Annotated in this window: 11 protein-coding genes; 7 read left to right on the forward strand and 4 right to left on the reverse strand. The window is 58.1% G+C overall.

From position 1 onward, the window contains the following. Positions 1–8: 8 nt before the first annotated feature. Together PHX60_RS09605 and PHX60_RS09610 are read left to right on the forward strand one after the other, a co-directional pair. A complete protein-coding gene (locus tag PHX60_RS09605; RefSeq protein ID WP_300077055.1) occupies positions 9–4,352 on the forward strand; it encodes a DNA gyrase subunit B in 4,344 nt (1,447 codons plus the stop codon). Between the two features lie 76 nt (positions 4,353–4,428). Further along, on the forward strand, positions 4,429–7,284 hold the full coding sequence (locus PHX60_RS09610) for a DNA methyltransferase (RefSeq protein WP_300077056.1): 2,856 nt from the start codon (positions 4,429–4,431) through the stop codon (positions 7,282–7,284). A 134-nt stretch (positions 7,285–7,418) separates the two neighbouring features. On the opposite strand, the gene pap is transcribed toward PHX60_RS09610, so the two are convergent. The 4 genes from pap to PHX60_RS09630 form a co-directional block, all read right to left on the reverse strand. Continuing rightward, on the reverse strand, positions 7,419–9,008 hold the full coding sequence (gene pap, locus PHX60_RS09615; protein ID WP_300077057.1) for a polyphosphate:AMP phosphotransferase: 1,590 nt from the start codon (positions 9,006–9,008) through the stop codon (positions 7,419–7,421). A 102-nt stretch (positions 9,009–9,110) separates the two neighbouring features. Next, positions 9,111–10,676 (reverse strand): methyl-accepting chemotaxis protein, encoded by a 1,566-nt coding sequence (locus tag PHX60_RS09620; protein ID WP_300077058.1) that lies wholly within the window; start codon positions 10,674–10,676, stop codon positions 9,111–9,113. Then, positions 10,673–11,248, reverse strand: a complete 576-nt coding sequence (locus PHX60_RS09625; RefSeq protein ID WP_300077059.1) for a cob(I)yrinic acid a,c-diamide adenosyltransferase — start codon at positions 11,246–11,248, stop codon at positions 10,673–10,675. Before PHX60_RS09625 ends, PHX60_RS09620 begins: the two co-directional genes overlap by 4 nt. 145 nt (positions 11,249–11,393) lie before the next feature. Next, a complete protein-coding gene (locus PHX60_RS09630) occupies positions 11,394–11,852 on the reverse strand; it encodes a cytochrome c (RefSeq protein ID WP_300077060.1) in 459 nt (152 codons plus the stop codon). 237 nt (positions 11,853–12,089) lie between these two features. Between PHX60_RS09630 and PHX60_RS09635 the strand changes: the two genes are divergently transcribed. The 5 genes from PHX60_RS09635 to PHX60_RS09655 all read left to right on the forward strand — a co-directional run bounded on the left by PHX60_RS09635 (position 12,090) and on the right by PHX60_RS09655 (position 19,164). Further along, the gene (locus PHX60_RS09635; protein WP_300077061.1) at positions 12,090–14,399 is read left to right on the forward strand and encodes an NADP-dependent malic enzyme; all 2,310 of its coding nucleotides are present in this window, start codon (positions 12,090–12,092) and stop codon (positions 14,397–14,399) included. A gap of 286 nt (positions 14,400–14,685) precedes the next feature. Continuing rightward, positions 14,686–15,111: a barstar family protein gene (locus PHX60_RS09640; RefSeq protein ID WP_300077062.1), complete on the forward strand. Its 426-nt coding sequence runs from the start codon at positions 14,686–14,688 to the stop codon at positions 15,109–15,111. Continuing rightward, positions 15,090–15,296: a hypothetical protein gene (locus PHX60_RS09645; RefSeq protein ID WP_300077063.1), complete on the forward strand. Its 207-nt coding sequence runs from the start codon at positions 15,090–15,092 to the stop codon at positions 15,294–15,296. Before PHX60_RS09640 ends, PHX60_RS09645 begins: the two co-directional genes overlap by 22 nt. Before the next feature lie 64 nt (positions 15,297–15,360). Then, complete coding sequence (gene radA / locus PHX60_RS09650; protein WP_300077064.1) at positions 15,361–16,746, forward strand: DNA repair protein RadA; 1,386 nt, start codon at positions 15,361–15,363, stop codon at positions 16,744–16,746. Positions 16,747–16,860: 114 nt separating this feature from the next. Further along, the gene (locus PHX60_RS09655; RefSeq protein ID WP_300077065.1) at positions 16,861–19,164 is read left to right on the forward strand and encodes a chemotaxis protein CheA; all 2,304 of its coding nucleotides are present in this window, start codon (positions 16,861–16,863) and stop codon (positions 19,162–19,164) included. Positions 19,165–19,204: the final 40 nt, after the last annotated feature.

The following is a 19,204-nucleotide window of genomic DNA, read 5'->3' on the forward strand; positions in this document are numbered from 1 at the left end:
CTGACTCCATGACCGCTGCTGAACACTCCCTGCCCGAAGACAACGGCAACACCCCCGCGCCCGTGACCAAAATTGATGCCCATCAGGCTGGGGCCAGCGAGGGCTATGGCGAGGGGGCGATTACGATTTTGGAAGGCTTAGAGGCGGTACGCAAACGCCCCGGCATGTACATCGGCGACACCTCGGACGGCACCGGCCTGCACCATCTGGTGTTTGAGGTGGTGGACAACTCCATCGACGAAGCCTTGGCCGGGCACTGCGATGACATCGTGGTGACCATCCACTCGGACAACTCCATCAGCGTGACCGACAACGGGCGCGGTATTCCTACCGGCGTAAAAATGGACGACAAGCACGAGCCTAAACGCAGTGCCGCCGAAATCGCCCTGACCGAACTGCACGCGGGCGGCAAGTTCAACCAAAACAGCTACAAAGTCTCGGGCGGGCTGCACGGCGTGGGCGTATCCTGCGTGAACGCCCTGAGCAAAAAACTGCGCCTCACGGTGCGCCGCGAAGGCAAAGTACACGTATTAGACTTTAGCCGAGGTTTTGTACAAAACCGCATCACCTACAACGTAGAAGGGGCCGAGGTTTCGCCCATGAAGGTGGTGGGAGAGACCGACAAGCGCGGCACCGAAGTGCATTTTTTGCCCGATACCGACATCTTCAAAGAGAACAACGAGTTCCACTACGAGATTTTGGCCAAGCGCCTGCGCGAGTTGTCGTTCTTGAACAATGGTGTGCGTATCCGCCTCAAAGACGAGCGCAGCGGCAAGGAAGATGATTTTTCGGGCGCTGGTGGCGTGCGCGGCTTTGTCGAATTTATCAACAAGGGCAAAACGGTATTGCACCCCACCTCCTTTTATGCCGCTGGCGAGCGCCCGGCAGAGACTTACGGCGGCATTCCTGGCACGCACATTGGCGTCGAAGTGTCCATGCAGTGGAACAGCAGTTACAGCGAGCAGGTGCTGTGCTTTACCAACAACATCCCACAGCGCGATGGTGGTACGCACCTTACCGGCCTGCGCGCCGCCATGACGCGCGTCATCAACAAATACATCGAAGAAAACGATTTTGCCAAGAAGGCCAAGGTCGAAGTGACCGGCGACGACATGCGCGAAGGGCTGTGCTGCGTGCTGAGTGTCAAAGTGCCCGAGCCTAAATTCAGCAGCCAAACCAAAGACAAGCTGGTATCCAGCGAAGTGCGCGCTCCGGTGGAAGACATCGTCGGCAAACTGTTGACCGATTTTCTGCAAGAGCGCCCAGTCGATGCCAAAATCATTTGCGGCAAAATTGTCGAAGCGGCCCGCGCGCGCGAGGCAGCACGCAAAGCGCGCGAAATGACGCGCCGCAAGGGCGTATTGGACGGCATGGGCCTGCCGGGCAAACTGGCCGACTGCCAAGAAAAAGACCCAGCGCTGTGCGAAATTTATATTGTCGAGGGGGACTCTGCCGGTGGCAGCGCCAAGCAGGGCCGCGACCGCAAGTTCCAAGCCATTTTGCCCTTGCGCGGCAAAATTTTGAACGTCGAAAAAGCGCGCTATGAAAAACTGCTCACCAGCAATGAAATTTTGACGCTGATTACCGCCTTGGGCACCGGCATTGGCAAAACTGCCAGCGAAGGAGAAGGCAGCAAAGCCGGGGCGGACGACTTTAATATCGACAAACTGCGCTACCACCGCATCATCATCATGAGTGTGGATGGCGATGACCATGTGTTTGTGCGTGCTGGCACACAGGGCGCACGCATGGTGCGGATTGGTGCTTTCATTGATGCGGCTTTGCAGCAGCATGGCGCGCTAGAAAACGCCGACGGTGTCGCCAAAGTGCAAGGCGCAGATTTGGGCGAGGTGCTGTGTTTTGGTGTCGATGCCCATGACGTGCGCTTCAAGCCGATTAAAGCGGTAATTCGCCACCCGCTGGACGAAACTTTGTACGCCGTGCGTACCGCCTATGGCCGCACCGTGCGTGTCACGTCCAGCCACAGCGTGTTTGTGCATGAAAACGGTGCCATCCAACTCAAGCGCGGCGATGCCTTGCGCGTGGGCGACAAGGTAGTGGCCCCCGGTACTTTGCGTTTGCCAGTGCAGGCCCCACAGCAGCTGGATTTGCTAGAACGCCTGTGGGCGGTGCCCACCGCCGCGCAGCAAATTTGGCTACGCGGCCCGGCTATCGAAGACTGGAGCCGCGCCCAAGTCTTGGCGCGCCATGCCGATGACGACTGGGGCAGCCCACGTGTTGATTTGCCCGAGGATGTGCGCGCCGAACTAGCGCAACGGCGACGTGCCAGTGGCCTGAGCAATGCCGAGTTATGTGCCGCTGTGGGTATCCGCCAGCCGGTCACGTTCTACGCTTGGGAGAACGGCAGCTCACGCCCCACTATGCAGCATTACACCGCCTATCTGCGCGCCGTTGGGGCCAATGAAGAAGTGTTCCTGCAACGCGCCAATGTCGGTCCCAGTCGCCTGCAAACCCAGTGGCAGCAAGCTGGCACGCCCTCCGGCCATAACGCGGTGCGTGACCAAGTGCGTTTGTCCGAGCTAAATGCTGAAGATGTGGCTTGGTTGGCCCAACGTACTGATTTGGAATTGACCCCCGAGCATCACGCCGGCCACGGTTTGCAACGCCAGCTGCCCGTCGATGCCTCGTTGCTCACCTTGCTGGGCTTTTATCTGGCCGAAGGCTCTTGCTCGGCGCGCAATGGCGTGCGCCTGTCGATTGGCCAAAACAATCAGGGTTTTGCCAGCGAGATGGTTGGCCATTTCAGCCATTTATTTGGTCACAGCCCGGTGCTGTACCAACAGGCCGAGCGCGCCGCCGAACTCAAGCTGGTCAACCGGGTGGCGGCACTGGCATGGCAGCACCTGTTTGGTTTTGTCGAGGGCACGGTGTCGTCGAGCAAGTGCATTCCTGATCTGGTGTTCAATGTCAGTGAGCCACTGCGGCTGGCATTTTTGCGTGGTTATTTGCTGGGCGATGGCACGGTTTCAAAGCAGAAAATCTCGTTTACTACGGCCTCTTACGATTTAGCCAGCGGCTTGATGTACCTGCTCAGTTCGCTGGGCGTGGTGGCCTCGCTGTCGCACCTCCAGCCCGATGGCGTAGAACGCAGCATCCGTGGTGAGCCTTGCATCACGCGCCAACCGTACTGGACCATCAGCGTCTGCACCCAGAACGACCTGCGCCGCCTGGAATCCGTCTGGGCCGACCACGCCCAAGCCGATGCTTTGCGCGCCACGCTGGCCTGCGGGGTCAGCAACGAGAAAAACCGCCGCTTTGAGCGCCTCGATGGCGACCTGATTGCCTTGCCCATCACCAGCATTGAGCCAGTGCAGGCCAGCAACGGCATGGTGTACGATTTTTCGGTGCAAGACGACGAGAACTTTGTTGCTGGCATGGGTGGCCTGTGCTGCCACAACACCGATGCCGACGTTGACGGCGCGCACATCCGCACCCTGTTGCTCACCTTCTTCTACCGCCAAATGCCCGAGCTGGTCGAGCGCGGCCATATCTACATCGCCCAGCCACCGCTCTACAAAGTCAAAGCCGGCAAAGAAGAGCTGTACCTGAAAGATGCCGCCGCGCTAGACAGCTTTTTGCTGCGTATTGCGCTCAAAGATGCCAGCGTATTGACTGGCGGCGCAACGCCGCAAACCCTCAGCGGCGACACCTTGGCCGAACTGGCACGCCAGCACCAAGTGGCCGAGGGCGTGATTGCCCGCCTGTCGGGTTTTATGGATGCCGAAGCCCTGCGCGCCGTGGCCGATGGCGTGGCGCTCAATTTAGACACCTTGGCCGAAGCGCAGGCCAGCGCCGCCGCACTAGAGGCCCAGCTGCGCGAACTCAACACCTCCGGCACCCCGGCCACGGTGGCGGGCGAGTTTGACGTGCGTAGCGACAAACCGCTGCTACGCATCAGCCGCCAGCACCACGGCAACGTCAAAAGCAGCACCATCACGCAAGATTTTGTCTTGGGGGCCGACTATGCCGCACTGGCCGAAGCAGCAGCTACCTTTAGGGACTTGCTGGGCGAGGGGGCCAAGGTGCTACGCGGCGAGGGCGAACGGCAAAAAGAAGAAAAAGTGGCCGATTTCCGCCAAGCCATGCGCTGGCTGATTTCGGAAGCCGAGCGCACCACGGCGCGCCAGCGTTACAAAGGCTTGGGCGAAATGAACCCGGCGCAACTCTGGGAGACCACGATGGACCCGGCAGTGCGCCGCCTGTTGCGCGTGCAAATCGAAGATGCCATCGAGGCCGACCGCGTGTTTACCATGCTCATGGGCGATGAAGTCGAGCCACGGCGCGACTTTATCGAAACCAACGCGCTGCGCGCGGGCAATATCGACGTTTAAGGCGCAGCGCAGTCCCAGCGTACACACGGGTGCGCTGGGTTACGTTTGATGCGTCTTTTGCGCTCAAAATGTGGCCATGACCGTTACCCTGAACAAAGCAGAAGTTCTGCACCGCGCCTACGCCTTCGCCAAAGACTACGCCAGCGCCAGCTACGAAATGGGCCAGGCGCAAAACTTTATCCGGGATTTGTGCGAGGTGTTCGGCTTTTCGGCCAAACGCTTGGTCAGTTTTGAGCAGCGTGTTAAAAAATCCGGCGGCAGCAGTGGGCGCATGGATGGTTTCTATCCCGGCAAATTGCTGATAGAGATGAAATCGCGCGGCGCAGACTTGCAAGCCGCCTACCAGCAGGCGCTAGATTACCTGCCCGGCCTGCAAGATGCCGAATTGCCCGCTTACATTTTGGTGAGTGATTTTGAGCATCTGCACCTGTACCGGCGCGGCGATGGCAGCGCGCCGCTGTGCCATACGCTGGCCGAGTTTCCGCAGCAAATAGATGCCTATTTGTTTTTGGCCGGTTTTGAAACCCAAGCGCGCGCCGAGCAAATCAGCGTCAACGAAAGCGCCGCGCGCAACATTGCCCAGTTGCACGATGCCATGCGCGATGGCGGCTACCACGGGGCCGATTTAGAGCGCTATTTGGTGCGCCTGCTGTTTTGCTTGTTTGCCGAAGACACCGCCATTTTTGACAGCCCCGGCGCGTTCAGCCGCTATGTGCGCCAACACACGCGCGAAGATGGCAGTGATTTGGACGGTGCGCTGCAAAACCTGTTTGACACCCTGAACCGCGCCCCCAACCAGCGGCCCAAAAACCTGCCGCACGAGTTGCGCGGTTTTCCGTATATCAATGGCAGCGTGTTTGCTGGACAGTTAGAGCGGTGTTACTTTGACAGCACCGCGCGCAGTGTGCTGCTCCACTGCGCCGAACAATTTGATTGGTCACAAATCAGCCCGGCCATTTTTGGCTCCTTGTTTCAGGCGGTGATTCACCACGATGACGAGGGCGTGACGGCCAAGAGCAGCAAGCGGCGCGAACTGGGCGCACACTACACCAGCGAAATCAACATTTTGCGCGTGATTGGCCCGCTGTTTTTGCACGCTTTGCAAGCAGACCTCAAAACTGCACGCGGCAGCAAAGCCCGGCTCAAGGCTTTTTTAGCGCGTTTGCGCGGCCTGCATTTTTTTGACCCAGCCTGTGGCTGTGGCAATTTTTTGGTATTGGCCTACCGCGAAATTCGGCGTTTGGAGTTGGATGCCGTCGAGGCTTTGCTCGAACTAGAGCAACGCCAACGCACTGTCAGTGGCACCTTGGATGCCAAGGAGTTTGAGCAAATTCAGTGCGATGTCCACCAATGCCACGGTATTGAGATTGAAGCCAGCGCGGCCCACATTGCCACGGTGGCGCTGTGGTTGACCGACCACCAAGAAAACCTGCGCGCCAGCCAAGCATTGGGCGGCCACTTTAACCGCTTGCCGCTGGTGCGTAAGGCCAACATTGTGCAGGGCAACGCCTTGACGCTGGATTGGGCCGAGGTGCTGCCGCCCACGCAGTGCAGTTATGTGATTGGCAACCCGCCGTTTGTCGGGGCCAAGTTTATGAGCGATGCCCAGCGTGAAGACACGCGCCGGGTGTTGGCCGATGTCAACAATGCTGGTTTGTTGGACTTGGTGGCCGCTTGGTATGTGAAGGCGGCGCGCTATCTGCGCGGCGATAGTTCTGCGGGGAGGGTGCGTTGTGCGTTTGTGTCCACCAACAGCATTACCCAAGGTGAACAGGTGGGGGTGCTTTGGGGCTGGATGTTGGCCCAAGGGATAAAAATCCAATTTGCCCACCGCACCTTCCAATGGAGCAACGATGCCAAGGGCGTGGCCGCTGTGCATTGCGTGATTGTGGGTTTTGGCTTAGAGGAGCGCACGGACAATCTGATTTACCACTACCCGGATATTCGCGGGGAGCCGGTGGCTGTATCGGCACAGAATATCAACCCTTATTTGGTGGATGCGCCCGATGTGGTGTTGCCACGCCGTAGCACGCCACTTTGTAACGTGCCCGAGATAGGTATTGGCAACAAGCCGATTGATGGCGGCCATTATTTATTTACCACTGAAGAAAAAGAAGCCTTCCTTCAGCAAGAACCTAGCGCGGCCAAATTCTTCCGCCGCTGGCTGGGGGCCGATGAATTTTTGAACGGTTACGAACGCTGGTGTCTGTGGCTGGGCCAAGCCAGCCCGAATGAACTACGCCACTTGCCCAAGTGCTTGGAACGCATACAGGCTGTGAAAGCATTGCGATTGGCGAGCAAAAGTGCGCCCACGCGCAAACTGGCTGAAACTCCAACGCGGTTTCATGTAGAAAACATCCCAGACCAGCCTTATTTGGTACTGCCCGAGGTGTCGTCGGAGCGCCGGGCCTTCGTGCCCTTCGGATTTGAGCAGCCAGAAACGTTGTGCAGCAATTTGGTCAAAATAGCTGCCGGGGCAACCCTGTACCACTTTGGTATTCTGTGCAGCACCATGCACAACGCTTGGATGCGTGCCGTCTGTGGTCGCCTAAAAAGCGATTACCGCTACTCCAAAGACATCGTTTACAACAACTTCCCTTGGCCCGATTTGCCAGAAGACACCCCGCAGCAGCCAGCGCCAGCTCCGGTACAAAAACGCCGCCTAGCCATCGCCGCTGCCGCCCAAGCCGTGCTGGATGCCCGCGCCCAATTTGCAGATAGCACCTTGGCTGACCTGTACGACCCATTAACCATGCCGGTGCAACTAAGCAAAGCCCACCAACAATTAGACAAAGCCGTCGATGCCGCCTATGGCTACCAAGGCCCACCCGACGATACCGCCCGCGTTGCCTTTTTGTTTGCCCGTTACCAAGCCCTGACAGCAGCCACCGCCCCCGTCAGCGCCAGCCGACCCAAACGGCGCAAAGCGTAGGTTGGGTTACGCATGTAACCCAACATCCCCCAACCCGAACCACCACCTTATCCCCAAAGGAGTGATGCAATTGCCGTTTGGTGTTGGGTTAAGCAATGTTGGATTAAGCAATGTTGGGTTGCACGCAACCCAACCTACGAGGCTTTTTTCTCTTTGCCCTTGTCTTTATCCTTGCCTTTGCTGGTGTGGGCCTCTGGCTTGGTTAATTTTTTCAGGCGCTCTAGGCTGTGTTTGCTGGGTGGGGTTTGCAACTCGGCCTCTAGGCGTTCGCACAGGGTACGCAAAATTTTGATGCGTGCATACTTTTTGTCGTTGGCCTCTACCAGCGTCCAAGGTGCCGTTCCGGTGCTGGTGCGGTCCACCATATCGCAGACCGCTTGCTGGTAAGCGTTCCATTGTTCGCGGTTGCGCCAGTCTTCTTGGGTGATTTTGAAACGCTTAAAGGCAATCTCTTCGCGCTCTTTAAAGCGGCGCAGTTGTTCGTCTTGGCTGATTTGCAACCAAAATTTGACCACGATGGTGCCTGCCTCGGCCAGCTCGTGTTCAAAATCATTGATTTCGGTGTAAGCGCGTAGCCAATCGTGTTCGCTGCAAAAGCCCTCCACCCGCTCGACCAACACCCGCCCATACCAAGTGCGGTCAAAAATGGTGACATGGCCGTGGCGTGGCAGATGCCGCCAAAAACGCCACAGGTGCGGCTGGGCGCGTTCTTCTTCCGTGGGGGCGGCAATCGGTACCACTTGGTACAAACGGGCATCCAGGGCGGCACAAACGCGCCGAATGGCTCCGCCCTTGCCCGCAGCATCCGAGCCTTCAAAAGCGCATACCACTGCGCGGTGCTTGAACGCTGGCGCGCGCGACAACTCCGCCAAACGGCCTTGCCAGTGTGCCAGCTCGTTCTCGTAGTGGTCTTGGGTTAAAGACAGTTGCTGGTTCAGCACCGACAACACGTTGCGCCCGTCAATATCGGTGCGTACCAAAGGGGCCACGGTGGTGGTCGGCAAGATGGCCGGACGGTCTAGGCGCGCGCGCATCGCTGCCAGCAAAGTTTGACCTACGGTTAAAGAGCGGTAGCAATCATCACTGCCATCCACCACCACCCACGGTGCCCAGGGGGTGTTGGTCATACGCAAGAAATGCCCAGCTACTTCTTGTAGTTTGTCGTGGGTTTTTAGGCGCTCCCAGTGCCATTTGGTGACGCGCCAAGCGGTGTGTGGGTCACTCTCTAGGTCTTTGAGGCGTTTTTTTTGCGCGTCGCGCGTGAGGTGAAACCAAAATTTGAGGACCAACGCCCCTTCGTTGACCAACATGGCCTCAAAGCGGTTGATTTGGTCGGCGTGGGCATCCACCTCTTGCAAGGAGATATTGCCCAAAATGCGCTCGCGGATGGTGTCCGAGTACCAAGAACCGGCAAAAATACCCACGCGCCCCTTGGGCGGCAAGGCGTGCCAGTAGCGCCACATGGGGGGGCGTTCGCGTTCTTCTTCGCTGGGCGGAGAAAAGGCCAGCGTGGACAAAAAGCGCGGGTCCATCCACTCGTACAGCAGGTTGATGGTCTCGCTTTTACCTGCGCCATCTTGGCCGCTGATGAGCAGCACCACTGGGATTTTTTTGCCCTCGTACAGGTCAATTTGCGCCTCTAGCAAGGCGGCGCGCAAGGCCGGGACGGCTTTTTTATAGACGGATTTTTTGACCTTGTGGGCAATTTCTGCGGATTCAAACATAGCGGGCCTCCAGCACAGGAAGCAGCCAATATAGCCTTTAGCGCGCCATTTGGGCAGAGAGTTTGTGCCGGGCAACATGGTGCTGCTGCCCAGCTGGCCTGCCTAGCCTTGGCGCTGGGGCGGCAAGTGGAATACGCTCACGGCTTGTAGCAAACTTTGCGCTTGCTGCTCTAAAGATTGGGCGGCCGCTGCGGCCTGCTCCACCAGTGCCGCGTTGGATTGCGTGACCTGGTCCATCTGCGTCATGGCTTGGTTGATTTGGTCGATGCTGGTGCTTTGGTCTTGGCTGTCGCGGGCAATGTCGCCCATGATGTCGGCCACGCGGCGCACATTGACCACAATTTCATCCATCGTGGCCCCGGCGCGCTCGACATGGGTACAGCCTGCCGTGACGTTGTTCACCGAGGCATCAATCAGCCCTTTGATTTCTTTGGCTGCACTGGCAGCACGGCCCGCCAAGTTCCGCACCTCTGAGGCCACCACGGCAAAGCCGCGCCCTTGCTCGCCCGCACGGGCTGCTTCTACCGCTGCGTTCAGGGCCAGAATGTTGGTTTGGAAGGCAATGCCATCAATCACGCTGATGATGTCGGCAATTTTGCGCGACGATACATTGATATCGTCCATCGTATGCACCACTTGACCCACCACTTCACCGCCTTTGGCCGCCACTTGAGAGGCGGCATCGGCAATTTGGTTGGCTATTTTGCTGTGTTCAAAATTCTGTTTGACGGTGCTGGTCAGCTCGTGGATGGAGGCCACGGTTTGCTCTAGCGCGCTGGCTTCTTCTTCGGTGCGGGAGGACAAATCAATATTGCCCGCTGCAATTTGCTGGGTAGCGCTGGCCATGCTCTCGGTGCCCAAGCGCACTTGGGTCACGATGTGAATCAGGCTATCGTCCATGTGGTGCAAGGCGCGCAACAAGTCGGCGGTTTCATCTTGGCCTTGGGCCTGAATTGGGTTGCCCAAACGCCCCGCAGCCACTTGTTGGGCCACCTGCAACGCCTGTTTGAGTGGTGCCACAATGGAGCGCGTAATCCACAGCGACAACACCGTGCCCAGCACCAAACCGGCCAAGGCTTGCGCCAGCAGCCACCAGCGCGCACTGCCAATTTCTTCCAAAATGTAACGTCCGCCATTGTCCACGCGCTGCTTTTCTAGGGCATTGAGCGCACCGACTTTGACTTGCAGCGCATCCAAGGTAGGCAAGGTTTCTGTTTGTAATAACTGTAAAGCCTTGGCGTGGTCACCGCTTTCTACCAAAGCGCGCACATTGCTAAACGATTGCACATAACGCCCCCGTGCTTCTTGCACTTGGGCCAGCAAATCTTTGCCTTCGCTGCTGTCAATCAGCCGCTCTAGGGTGGCCAAGGCTTGGTTAATGGCCAAGCGGTTGGCCTCAATTTTTTCTTTGTTGCGCGCCAAAGAGGCATCGTCAATAAACAGCACCAGCTCCATTGTGTGGCGGGCATTGGCGCGTGTCAGGGCTTCAATCACGCTGCTGGCTTCGGCCTTGACCCATTCTTCATGCACCAATTGGTGGTTGGTATCGGCCACCCGATTCATTTGCAAGATGGCAATGGCTGCCATGAGCAACATCATGGCCATCAGCACACCAAAGCCTAGTTTGAGGCGTACACCAATACGCAAGCGGGCCAGCAAGGCATTCATGGCGTAGCGCTTTCGGTGAGTTGTGCCAAGCGGCTGCTGTGCCAATAGACATCATCGCCCCCATCGACATGGTTGAGGGCGCGCGCCAGCACAAACATCAGGTCGGACAGGCGATTAAGGTAGTGGCGCGGCGTGTCGTGCAGAGATTCTTCGTTGCCCAGCGCTACTACGGCGCGTTCGGCACGGCGGGCTACGGTGCGGCAAATGTGCGCTTGGCAAGCGGCGCGTTTGCCAGCGGGCAAAATAAACTCTAGCAGACGTGGCAGCATTTCGTTGTAGTTGGCCAGTGCTTGGTCTAGTTGCAGCACCGCCTCGGGTTGGAGCAATTGATAGCCCGGAATCGACAACTCGCCCCCCAAATTGAACAATTGGTGTTGCACGTCAATCAGCAACTCGCGCATGTCTTGCGGCAGTGTTTCGCACAGTAGCAAACCAATGTGGGAGTTCAACTCATCCACATCCCCCAGCGCATGGATACGCAGGCTGTTTTTAGAAACGCGCTGGTTGTTGCCCAAGCCCGTGGTGCCGTTGTCCCCCGTGCGGGTAGCGATGGCGGTTAGACGATTGCCCATGATAAATTGTGTCTCTCTGGTCGGTGGTGGCTGGTCTGGCGTTCGGCACGCTAAAAAGGCCCAACCCGGCAAGGGTTGCGGCCTCGGTGGTGGCCGCTAGAGGCCCCTATTGTCCGGAGATGGGATTAGCGTACAGCCCAAGAGTTTATTTGTCCTTAAAGGCGTCATGGCAAGCCTTGCAGGTTTGCGCGGCGGGGCCAAAAGCGGCCTTGAGTTGGGCCAAATCACCGGTCTTGGAGGCGGCGGCCAGCTTGGTGGTTTCGGTCAGGAACTTCTCGGCGTGTTCCTTAAATTTGGCTTGCTCCGTCCAGATTTCGGGCTTGGCCTTGGTGGGCGCACCTTTGTCGGTGCCGGGGCCAAAACCTGCACCGGGCAACTTGGCCAGCATAGCGACCAGTTCGGCGTTTTCTTGGGCTACTTTGGCATCAAAGGGGGCTTTGCCATTGGCCATCGCACCAATGCGGCTGAAGTGTTGGCCCAACACAAAAAAGCTCGATTGGCGGTATTTGATGGCATCTTCGGCCTTGGCAAACTGGGCCGCAGCAGGCAAAGAAGTAACGGCACCGGCAGCAGCCAAGGCCAACAGGGCAAGGGTTTTTTTCATCGTAAATTCCTTTAGGGGTTCAAACAAAGAGGGCCTCCAGTCTGGCTGGTGACCGACGGTATTAAACCCCGAACTTTTTTATCTTACAAACCACCCTTGCTATAAGCCCTCTATGGCTGCAATACCAGCAGGTAGCATACACAGGTCTACAATCAGCCTCCCCTTGATAGGAGTCACCGGTGCCTCCTTGGATGTCCATCAGCGCACCGCTGCTCCACCACCCGTTGGAAAAGCACGATGCCTGAATCCACCTCGGCCAATACGCCCGATAAAAAAGCCCAATTGCGCCGCGCTGCCTTGGAATACCACGAGTTTCCCAAGCCCGGCAAAATTGCCATTGCTGCCACTAAGCAGATGGTCAACCAGCACGATTTGGCGCTGGCCTACTCGCCCGGCGTGGCCTCGCCGTGCGAAGAAATCGTTAAAGACCCAGCAGCCGCTTTCAAGTACACCAGCCGGGGTAACTTGGTGGGTGTCGTCACCAATGGCACGGCGGTGCTGGGCTTGGGCGACATTGGCCCGCTGGCAGGCAAGCCGGTGATGGAGGGCAAAGCGGTACTGTTCAAAAAGTTCTCGGGCATTGATGTGTTTGACATCGAAATCAACGAAAAAGACCCGGAAAAGCTGGTCGAAATCATTGCCGCGCTAGAGCCTACCTTTGGTGGCATCAACTTAGAAGACATCAAAGCGCCCGATTGTTTCTATGTTGAGCGCAAACTGCGCGAGCGCATGAAAATTCCGGTCTTTCACGATGATCAGCACGGCACCGCGATTGTGGTGGGCGCGGCCATCCTGAACGGCCTGAAAGTGGCGGGCAAAGACCCGAAAAAAATCAAGCTGGTCACTTCAGGTGCAGGCGCGGCTGCGTTGGCTTGCTTGGGGCTGCTGGTCAAATTGGGCATCCCACGTGAGAACATCTGGGTGACGGATTTGGCCGGTGTGGTGTATCAAGGCCGCACCGAACTGATGGACGAAGACAAAATCGTCTTTGCCCAAAAAACCGAGCAACGTACCCTGAGCGAGGTGATTGAAGGCGCCGATGTGTTCTTGGGCCTGTCTGCTGGTGGCGTACTGAAAAAAGACATGGTGGCCAAAATGGCCCCCCAGCCGCTAATTTTTGCCTTGGCCAACCCCAACCCCGAAATCCAGCCCGAAGATGTTTGGGCAGTGCGCCAAGATGCCATCATGGCCACGGGGCGCTCGGACTACCCGAACCAAGTCAACAACGTGCTGTGCTTCCCCTACATCTTCCGGGGAGCCTTGGATTGCGGTGCCACCACCATCACAGTGGAGATGGAAATTGCCGCCGTCCATGCGATTGCCGAGTTGGCGCAGGCCGAGCAAAGCGAAGTAGTGGCCGCTGCCTATGCGGGCGAGCCGCTGGCCTTTGGCCCCAATTACCTCATCCCCAAGCCATTTGACCCGCGCTTGATGATGAAAATTGCGCCCGCCGTGGCCCAAGCTGCCGCTGCCAGTGGCGTAGCCCAGCGCCCGATTGCCGATATGGTGGCCTACGGCGAGCAGCTAGAGAGCTTTGTCTATGCTTCGGGCACCACCATGAAGCCGATTTTTCAAGCGGCCAAAAAAGCCCAGCGCAAGCGCGTGGCCTACGCCGAGGGCGAAGAAGAGCGCGTACTGCGCGCCGCGCAAATTGTGGTGGACGAACACCTGGCCCGCCCGACCCTGATTGGTCGCCCACCCGTGATTGCCCAGCGCATCGAAAAATTTGGCCTGCGCCTCAAGGAAGGCCAAGATTACGATGTGGTGAACGTCGAAAACGACCACCGCTACCACGACTTCTGGCAAACCTACCACCGCATGACCGAGCGCAAAGGCATCACCGTGCCGATTGCCAAAATTGAGCTGCGCCGTCGCCTGTCGCTAATTGGGGCCATGCTGTTGCACAAAGGCGAAGTCGATGGCCTGATTTGCGGCACTTGGGGCACCAACCCGATGCACCTGAACTACATTGACCAAGTGATTGGCAAGCGCGCCGGTTGCAACACCTATGCCTGCATGAATGGCCTGCTGCTGCCCGACCGCCAAGTATTTTTGGTCGATACCCACGTCAACTACGACCCCACCGCCGAGCAACTGACCGAAATCACCATCATGGCTGCCGAAGAGATGATGCGCTTTGGTATCAAGCCCAAGGTAGCGCTGCTCAGCCACTCTAACTTTGGCTCTAGCAACCAACCCAGCGCTGTCAAAATGCGCGAGACGCTGGCGCTGCTGCAAGTGCAAGCCCCGTGGTTAGAGGTGGATGGCGAAATGCACGGCGATGTGGCTTTGGATGGCAAAGCCCGCGCTGCCCTGATGCCCCACAGCAGCTTGTTGGGCGATGCCAACTTGCTGGTGTTGCCCAATATTGATGCGGCCAATATCTCGTACAACCTGCTCAAAACCGCTGCTGGTGGCAATATTGCCATTGGCCCGGTGCTGCTAGGCGCAGCGCAGCCGGTGCATATTTTGACGGCCAGCGCCACTGTGCGCCGCATCGTCAATATGACGGCCTTGACCGTGGCCGACGCCAACGTGCAGCGCTAGTGCAACGCTAAATCCATGCAGCTGGGGGCGGTGCGCCGCCCCATTTTTTTGCCCTTAGGGCCTGCCTAAATATTGGGCAGGCCCTTGCTTTTTAGGGGGGTTTGCGTCACACTAGCGGCTTGATTTTTTCGGGTAAACCCGTATTTTGAGTGTGTTTTTTTACCCGTTTGTCTGCCAACCCGCCGTCTGCGCGGACTTGGTTTATGTAAGCCATCTTTCCCGACGCCACCCGTTGCAGTGGGTTGGGGCCTCCCCAGTTTTTGGACTTTAAGAAAGAGAAGCGGAGATGGACATGCCACTTCGTAAAGATCAGGACAACCCATTGCAGCGTGTGCGCGCCAATATTGTGCAATCCATTCGCGCCTTCCGCGTACAGGACTTGCAAGAGGCCGCCGTAGCACTGGGACACCATTTTCTTTATGCCAACCTCGCCCATGCACAGTCTAAGCAAGATGTGCTGGATTTAATCGCCCAACAATTTACCTTTCCGGCACAGCACGGCAAAAATTTTGATGCCCTGTACGACGGCATGACCGACCCGCTGCACCGCTCGGGGCCGCAGCCCGGTTTTGTCGTGGCACTAGAGCAAATTCCTATCACTGCCAAGTTTGATAAAGAAGCGCGCGAACAACTGCTGGATATTTTCCGCGATGCCGCCGATTATTGGGCCGAGCGCAAAATTGCCTTCCGTTGCTTCTATTCTTTTCTGTAGCCCGTTCTGCATCCCTTGGCCAAGTAGAACGGGCCGTTGAGGCCACTGATGCCCCCGCTCTGGCGTTGGGTGTCGAGCTGCCAGTCGATGAGGCACTGCCCACCGACAAGCTGGTAGATATTTCGCCGCTGGCACTGCGTATGAGCAGCCCCTTCAATGCGGGCTACTGGTTAGCTGCTGCCTGATTTTTGCACTGCAACCGTGTCCTTAACCCGCCCTGGTGGCGGGTTTCTTTTTTTGGGGGGCCACATGGCCAAAGAAAAAACCATTTTTACCTGCAACGAGTGTGGCGGCACCAGCACACGCTGGTTGGGCAAATGCCCTGCCTGTGGCGCTTGGAACACCCTGACCGAATCGCTGGCGGCCAGTGCCGTGCCGTCTAAAAACCGTTATAGCGCCAGCCAACATGTGGGGCTGGCTGCTGCCCAACCGGTCACACCGCTGGCCGCCCTAGAGGCCACCGACATGGCGCGCACGCCCAGCGGCATTGAGGAGCTAGACCGCGTGTTGGGCGGCGGCATTGTCGAGGGCGGCGTGGTGCTGATAGGCGGCGACCCCGGCATTGGCAAATCCACTTTGCTGTTACAAGCCTTGGATGCGCTGCAACGCACCGGCCTACCCACCTTGTATGTGACGGGCGAAGAAAGCGGTGCCCAAGTAGCCCTGCGTGCGCGGCGGCTAGGGGTGCATCAAAGCCAAGTGCAGGTGCTGGCCGAGATTCAGCTAGAAAAAATCCTGGCCACCATTGAGGCAGTGCAACCAGCGGTGGCAGTGATTGACTCGATTCAAACCGTGTATTCAGACCAATTGAGTTCGGCCCCCGGCTCGGTCGCCCAAGTGCGCGAATGCGCGGCCCACCTGACGCGCATGGCCAAATCCTCTGGGGTCACGGTGGTGCTGGTGGGCCATGTGACCAAAGAAGGCGCATTGGCTGGCCCACGGGTGCTAGAACACATGGTGGACACGGTACTTTACTTTGAGGGCGATACGCACAGCAGCTTCCGCTTGGTGCGCGCCATCAAAAACCGCTTTGGCGCGGTCAACGAAATTGGCGTGTTTGCCATGACCGAAAAGGGTCTGAAAGGCGTGACGAACCCCAGCGCCATTTTTTTAAGCCAACACAGCGAGCCGGTGCCCGGCAGCTGTGTGCTGGTGACGCTAGAAGGTTCACGCCCCTTGCTGGTAGAAATCCAAGCCTTGGTCGATGGCGGTGGCCCCAGCCCTCGGCGTTTGTCGGTGGGCCTAGACCGGGACCGCTTGGCCATGCTGCTGGCGGTGCTGCACCGCCATGCCGGTGTGGCCTGTGCCGACCAAGATGTGTTTGTCAATGCCGTGGGCGGCGTGCGTATCAGCGAGCCAGCGGCTGATTTGGCCGTCATGTTGGCCATTAGCTCCAGCTTGCGCGGTAAACCACTGCCCAAGGGCTTTTTGGCCTTTGGCGAGGTGGGGCTGGCCGGTGAAGTGCGCCCGGCACCACGCGGTCAAGAGCGCCTGAAAGAAGCGGCCAAACTGGGTTTTAGCGTGGCGGTGGTGCCCAAAGCCAACGCACCCAAAAAACCGATAGAGGGCCTGACCATCCATGCGGTGGAGCGGGTGGATGAAGCAATGGCCGTGGTGCGTAACATAAATTCTTAGCATAAGTAGATGTAACGGCTATATCCCCATGCCATTGTTAGTATAGACAACATGGTCTTTATGCTTGATAGTGGTCACCTATAGCTGTCTGTACTCAACCCCGAGGGCCGTTGCATGAATCTGGACGACGCTCTGCAAACGTTTATCAGCGAAAGCCGTGAACTCCTTGACAACATGGAGCAGGCGCTGCTGCGGATTGAACAAGCCCCGCACGACAGCGATTTGGTCAATGCCATCTTTCGGGCCGCGCACACCATCAAAGGCTCAGCTGGGCTGTTTGGCATTGACCATCTGGTGGTGTTTACCCACAGCGCCGAGAACCTGCTCGATAAACTGCGTGCTGCCGAGTTGCAAATCACGCGCGAGTTGGTGGCCCTGTTGCTAGAAGTGTGCGACCATATCGGCACCCTGATTGAGTTGGTAGCGCAGAAGCAAGCGCCCGGCTCCGAGGTTCACCAGCACAGCCAAACCCTGATGGAGCGCATTCAACTCAGCGCCCATGCCTGCGCCACTCCCCCTAGCGCTGAACCTGAACAAGCTGCGCCCGCCCCCGCCGCTGTGGCAACCAGCCCAGCAGCGCCGGACAACGCCAGCGATTGCGCCACCACCAGCCATTGGCATATCTCGTTGCGCTTTGGGCCGCAGGTGCTGCGCGATGGCATGGACCCGGTAGCCTTTTTGCAATACTTGGGCACGCTGGGGCAAATCATCCATATCGTCACCCTCAGTGAGGCTATCCCCAACCCCGAGGAGATGAACCCCGAAGACTGCTACCTCGGTTTTGAAATCTGCTACGACAGCCAAGCCGACCAAGCCGCGATTGAGAACGTGTTTGAGTTTGTGCGCCACGATGCCCAGATTCGCATCTTGCCGCCGCACAGCCCACTGGCTGATTACTTCATCGGCCACGATGGCTCTGCCCAAGCCCAGCAGCAACACAGCCAGCGCTTGGTGGAATGCGCCAGCCTGACCCGCACCGAGGCCGAGGCGTATCTGCGCGCCCACCTTAGCACCGAGGCTGACCCAGCAGTCGCCACAACCGCCACAGCAGCCCCTGCACCGCCGCCACCAGCGCCAGCGGCCACCAGTAGCTCCAGCAGCTCCAGCACCGCCGTACTGGCCCCGGCACGCCCTAAAGAGAACAAAAGCAGCCCCGATGCTGGTCTGATTCGCGTCAACGCGCAAACCTTGGATGAACATATCAACTTGGTGGGCGAACTCATCATTGCCAGTGCCAGTGTCAACCTGTGCGCGCTCAAAAGCGCCAGCCCCGAGCTGCTAGAGGCCGCCTCGGTCATGAACCGGCTGGTAGAAAACGTGCGCGATTCTGCTTTGCAGCTGCGTATGGTGCAAATTGGGGCCACCTTTAACAAATTTCAGCGCGTGGTGCGCGATGTCTCTAAAGAAATCGGCAAAGACATTGCCTTGGAAATCAGCGGCGCGGAGACTGAGCTGGATAAAACCGTCGTTGAGAAAATCAGTGACCCCCTGACGCATCTGGTACGCAACTCCATAGACCACGGCATTGAGCCAGCAGACGTGCGCTTGGCACGCGGCAAGCCAGCCCAAGGCACGCTGCGTTTGCACGCTTACCACGAGTCGGGCAGCATCGTGATAGAAGTCTCGGACGATGGGGGGGGGCTGCCCAAAGAGCGTATTTTGGCCAAAGCCATAGAGCGCGGTTTGGTCAAGCCCGAGCAAACCCTGTCCGACAACGAAATCCACCAGCTGATTTTTGAGCCGGGCTTTTCTACCGCCGACCAAGTCAACAACCTATCGGGGCGCGGTGTTGGTATGGATGTAGTGCGGCGCAATATCACCGCACTGCGCGGCAGCACCGAAATTGACAGCACCGAAGGCGTGGGCACCACCATCCGTATCCGCCTGCCGCTTACCTTGGCCATTATTGACGGCTTTTTGGTCGGCGTGGGTGGCTCCTCGTTTGTGATTCCGCTGGACATGCTGGATGAATGTGTCGAGCTGACCACCGAAGAAATGCAGGCCGCCCAAGGCCGCGACCAGCTTAATTTGCGTGGCGAGCTGCTGCCCTTTATCCGCCTGAAACAGTTGTTTGCCATTGCCGATACCCCGCCCCCGGTCCCATCAGAGCAAGACCTCAGCAACCTAGACCCCGAACTGGCATTTTTATTGCAGCCCGTGCTGCGCGAGAACGTGGTGGTGGTCAACTGCGCGGGCCGCCGGGCGGGCTTGGTGGTCGATACCCTGCAAGGCGAACACCAAACCGTGATTCGCCCCTTGGGGGCCGTGTTTCAGGGCATTGCATGCATCAGTGGCTTTACGATTTTGGGCACAGGCCGCGTGGCCTTGATCATAGATGTACCCAGTTTGGTGCAATATGTGACACACCGCGATGGCCGCCAATACCACAGCAGCGGCCACAAAGCGCCCGCACCATAGCAAGGACTATGGGTGGCCCGCGTTATTTTGAGCAAAAAAG

Origin of the sequence: Giesbergeria sp. (assembly GCF_028686475.1) — a bacterium.
GTDB lineage: Bacteria > Pseudomonadota > Gammaproteobacteria > Burkholderiales > Burkholderiaceae_C > Simplicispira.

Bases quoted from the DNA above. Each gene is read 5' to 3' on its own strand.
- PHX60_RS09605 (WP_300077055.1), top strand. From the start codon at position 9: ATGACCGCTGCTGAACACTCCCTGCCCGAAGACAACGGCAACACCCCC.
- PHX60_RS09610 (WP_300077056.1), top strand. From the start codon at position 4,429: ATGACCGTTACCCTGAACAAAGCAGAAGTTCTGCACCGCGCCTACGCC.
- pap (WP_300077057.1), bottom strand. From the start codon at position 9,008: ATGTTTGAATCCGCAGAAATTGCCCACAAGGTCAAAAAATCCGTCTAT.
- PHX60_RS09620 (WP_300077058.1), bottom strand. From the start codon at position 10,676: ATGAATGCCTTGCTGGCCCGCTTGCGTATTGGTGTACGCCTCAAACTA.
- PHX60_RS09625 (WP_300077059.1), bottom strand. From the start codon at position 11,248: ATGGGCAATCGTCTAACCGCCATCGCTACCCGCACGGGGGACAACGGC.
- PHX60_RS09630 (WP_300077060.1), bottom strand. From the start codon at position 11,852: ATGAAAAAAACCCTTGCCCTGTTGGCCTTGGCTGCTGCCGGTGCCGTT.
- PHX60_RS09635 (WP_300077061.1), top strand. From the start codon at position 12,090: ATGCCTGAATCCACCTCGGCCAATACGCCCGATAAAAAAGCCCAATTG.
- PHX60_RS09640 (WP_300077062.1), top strand. From the start codon at position 14,686: ATGGACATGCCACTTCGTAAAGATCAGGACAACCCATTGCAGCGTGTG.
- radA (WP_300077064.1), top strand. From the start codon at position 15,361: ATGGCCAAAGAAAAAACCATTTTTACCTGCAACGAGTGTGGCGGCACC.
- PHX60_RS09655 (WP_300077065.1), top strand. From the start codon at position 16,861: ATGAATCTGGACGACGCTCTGCAAACGTTTATCAGCGAAAGCCGTGAA.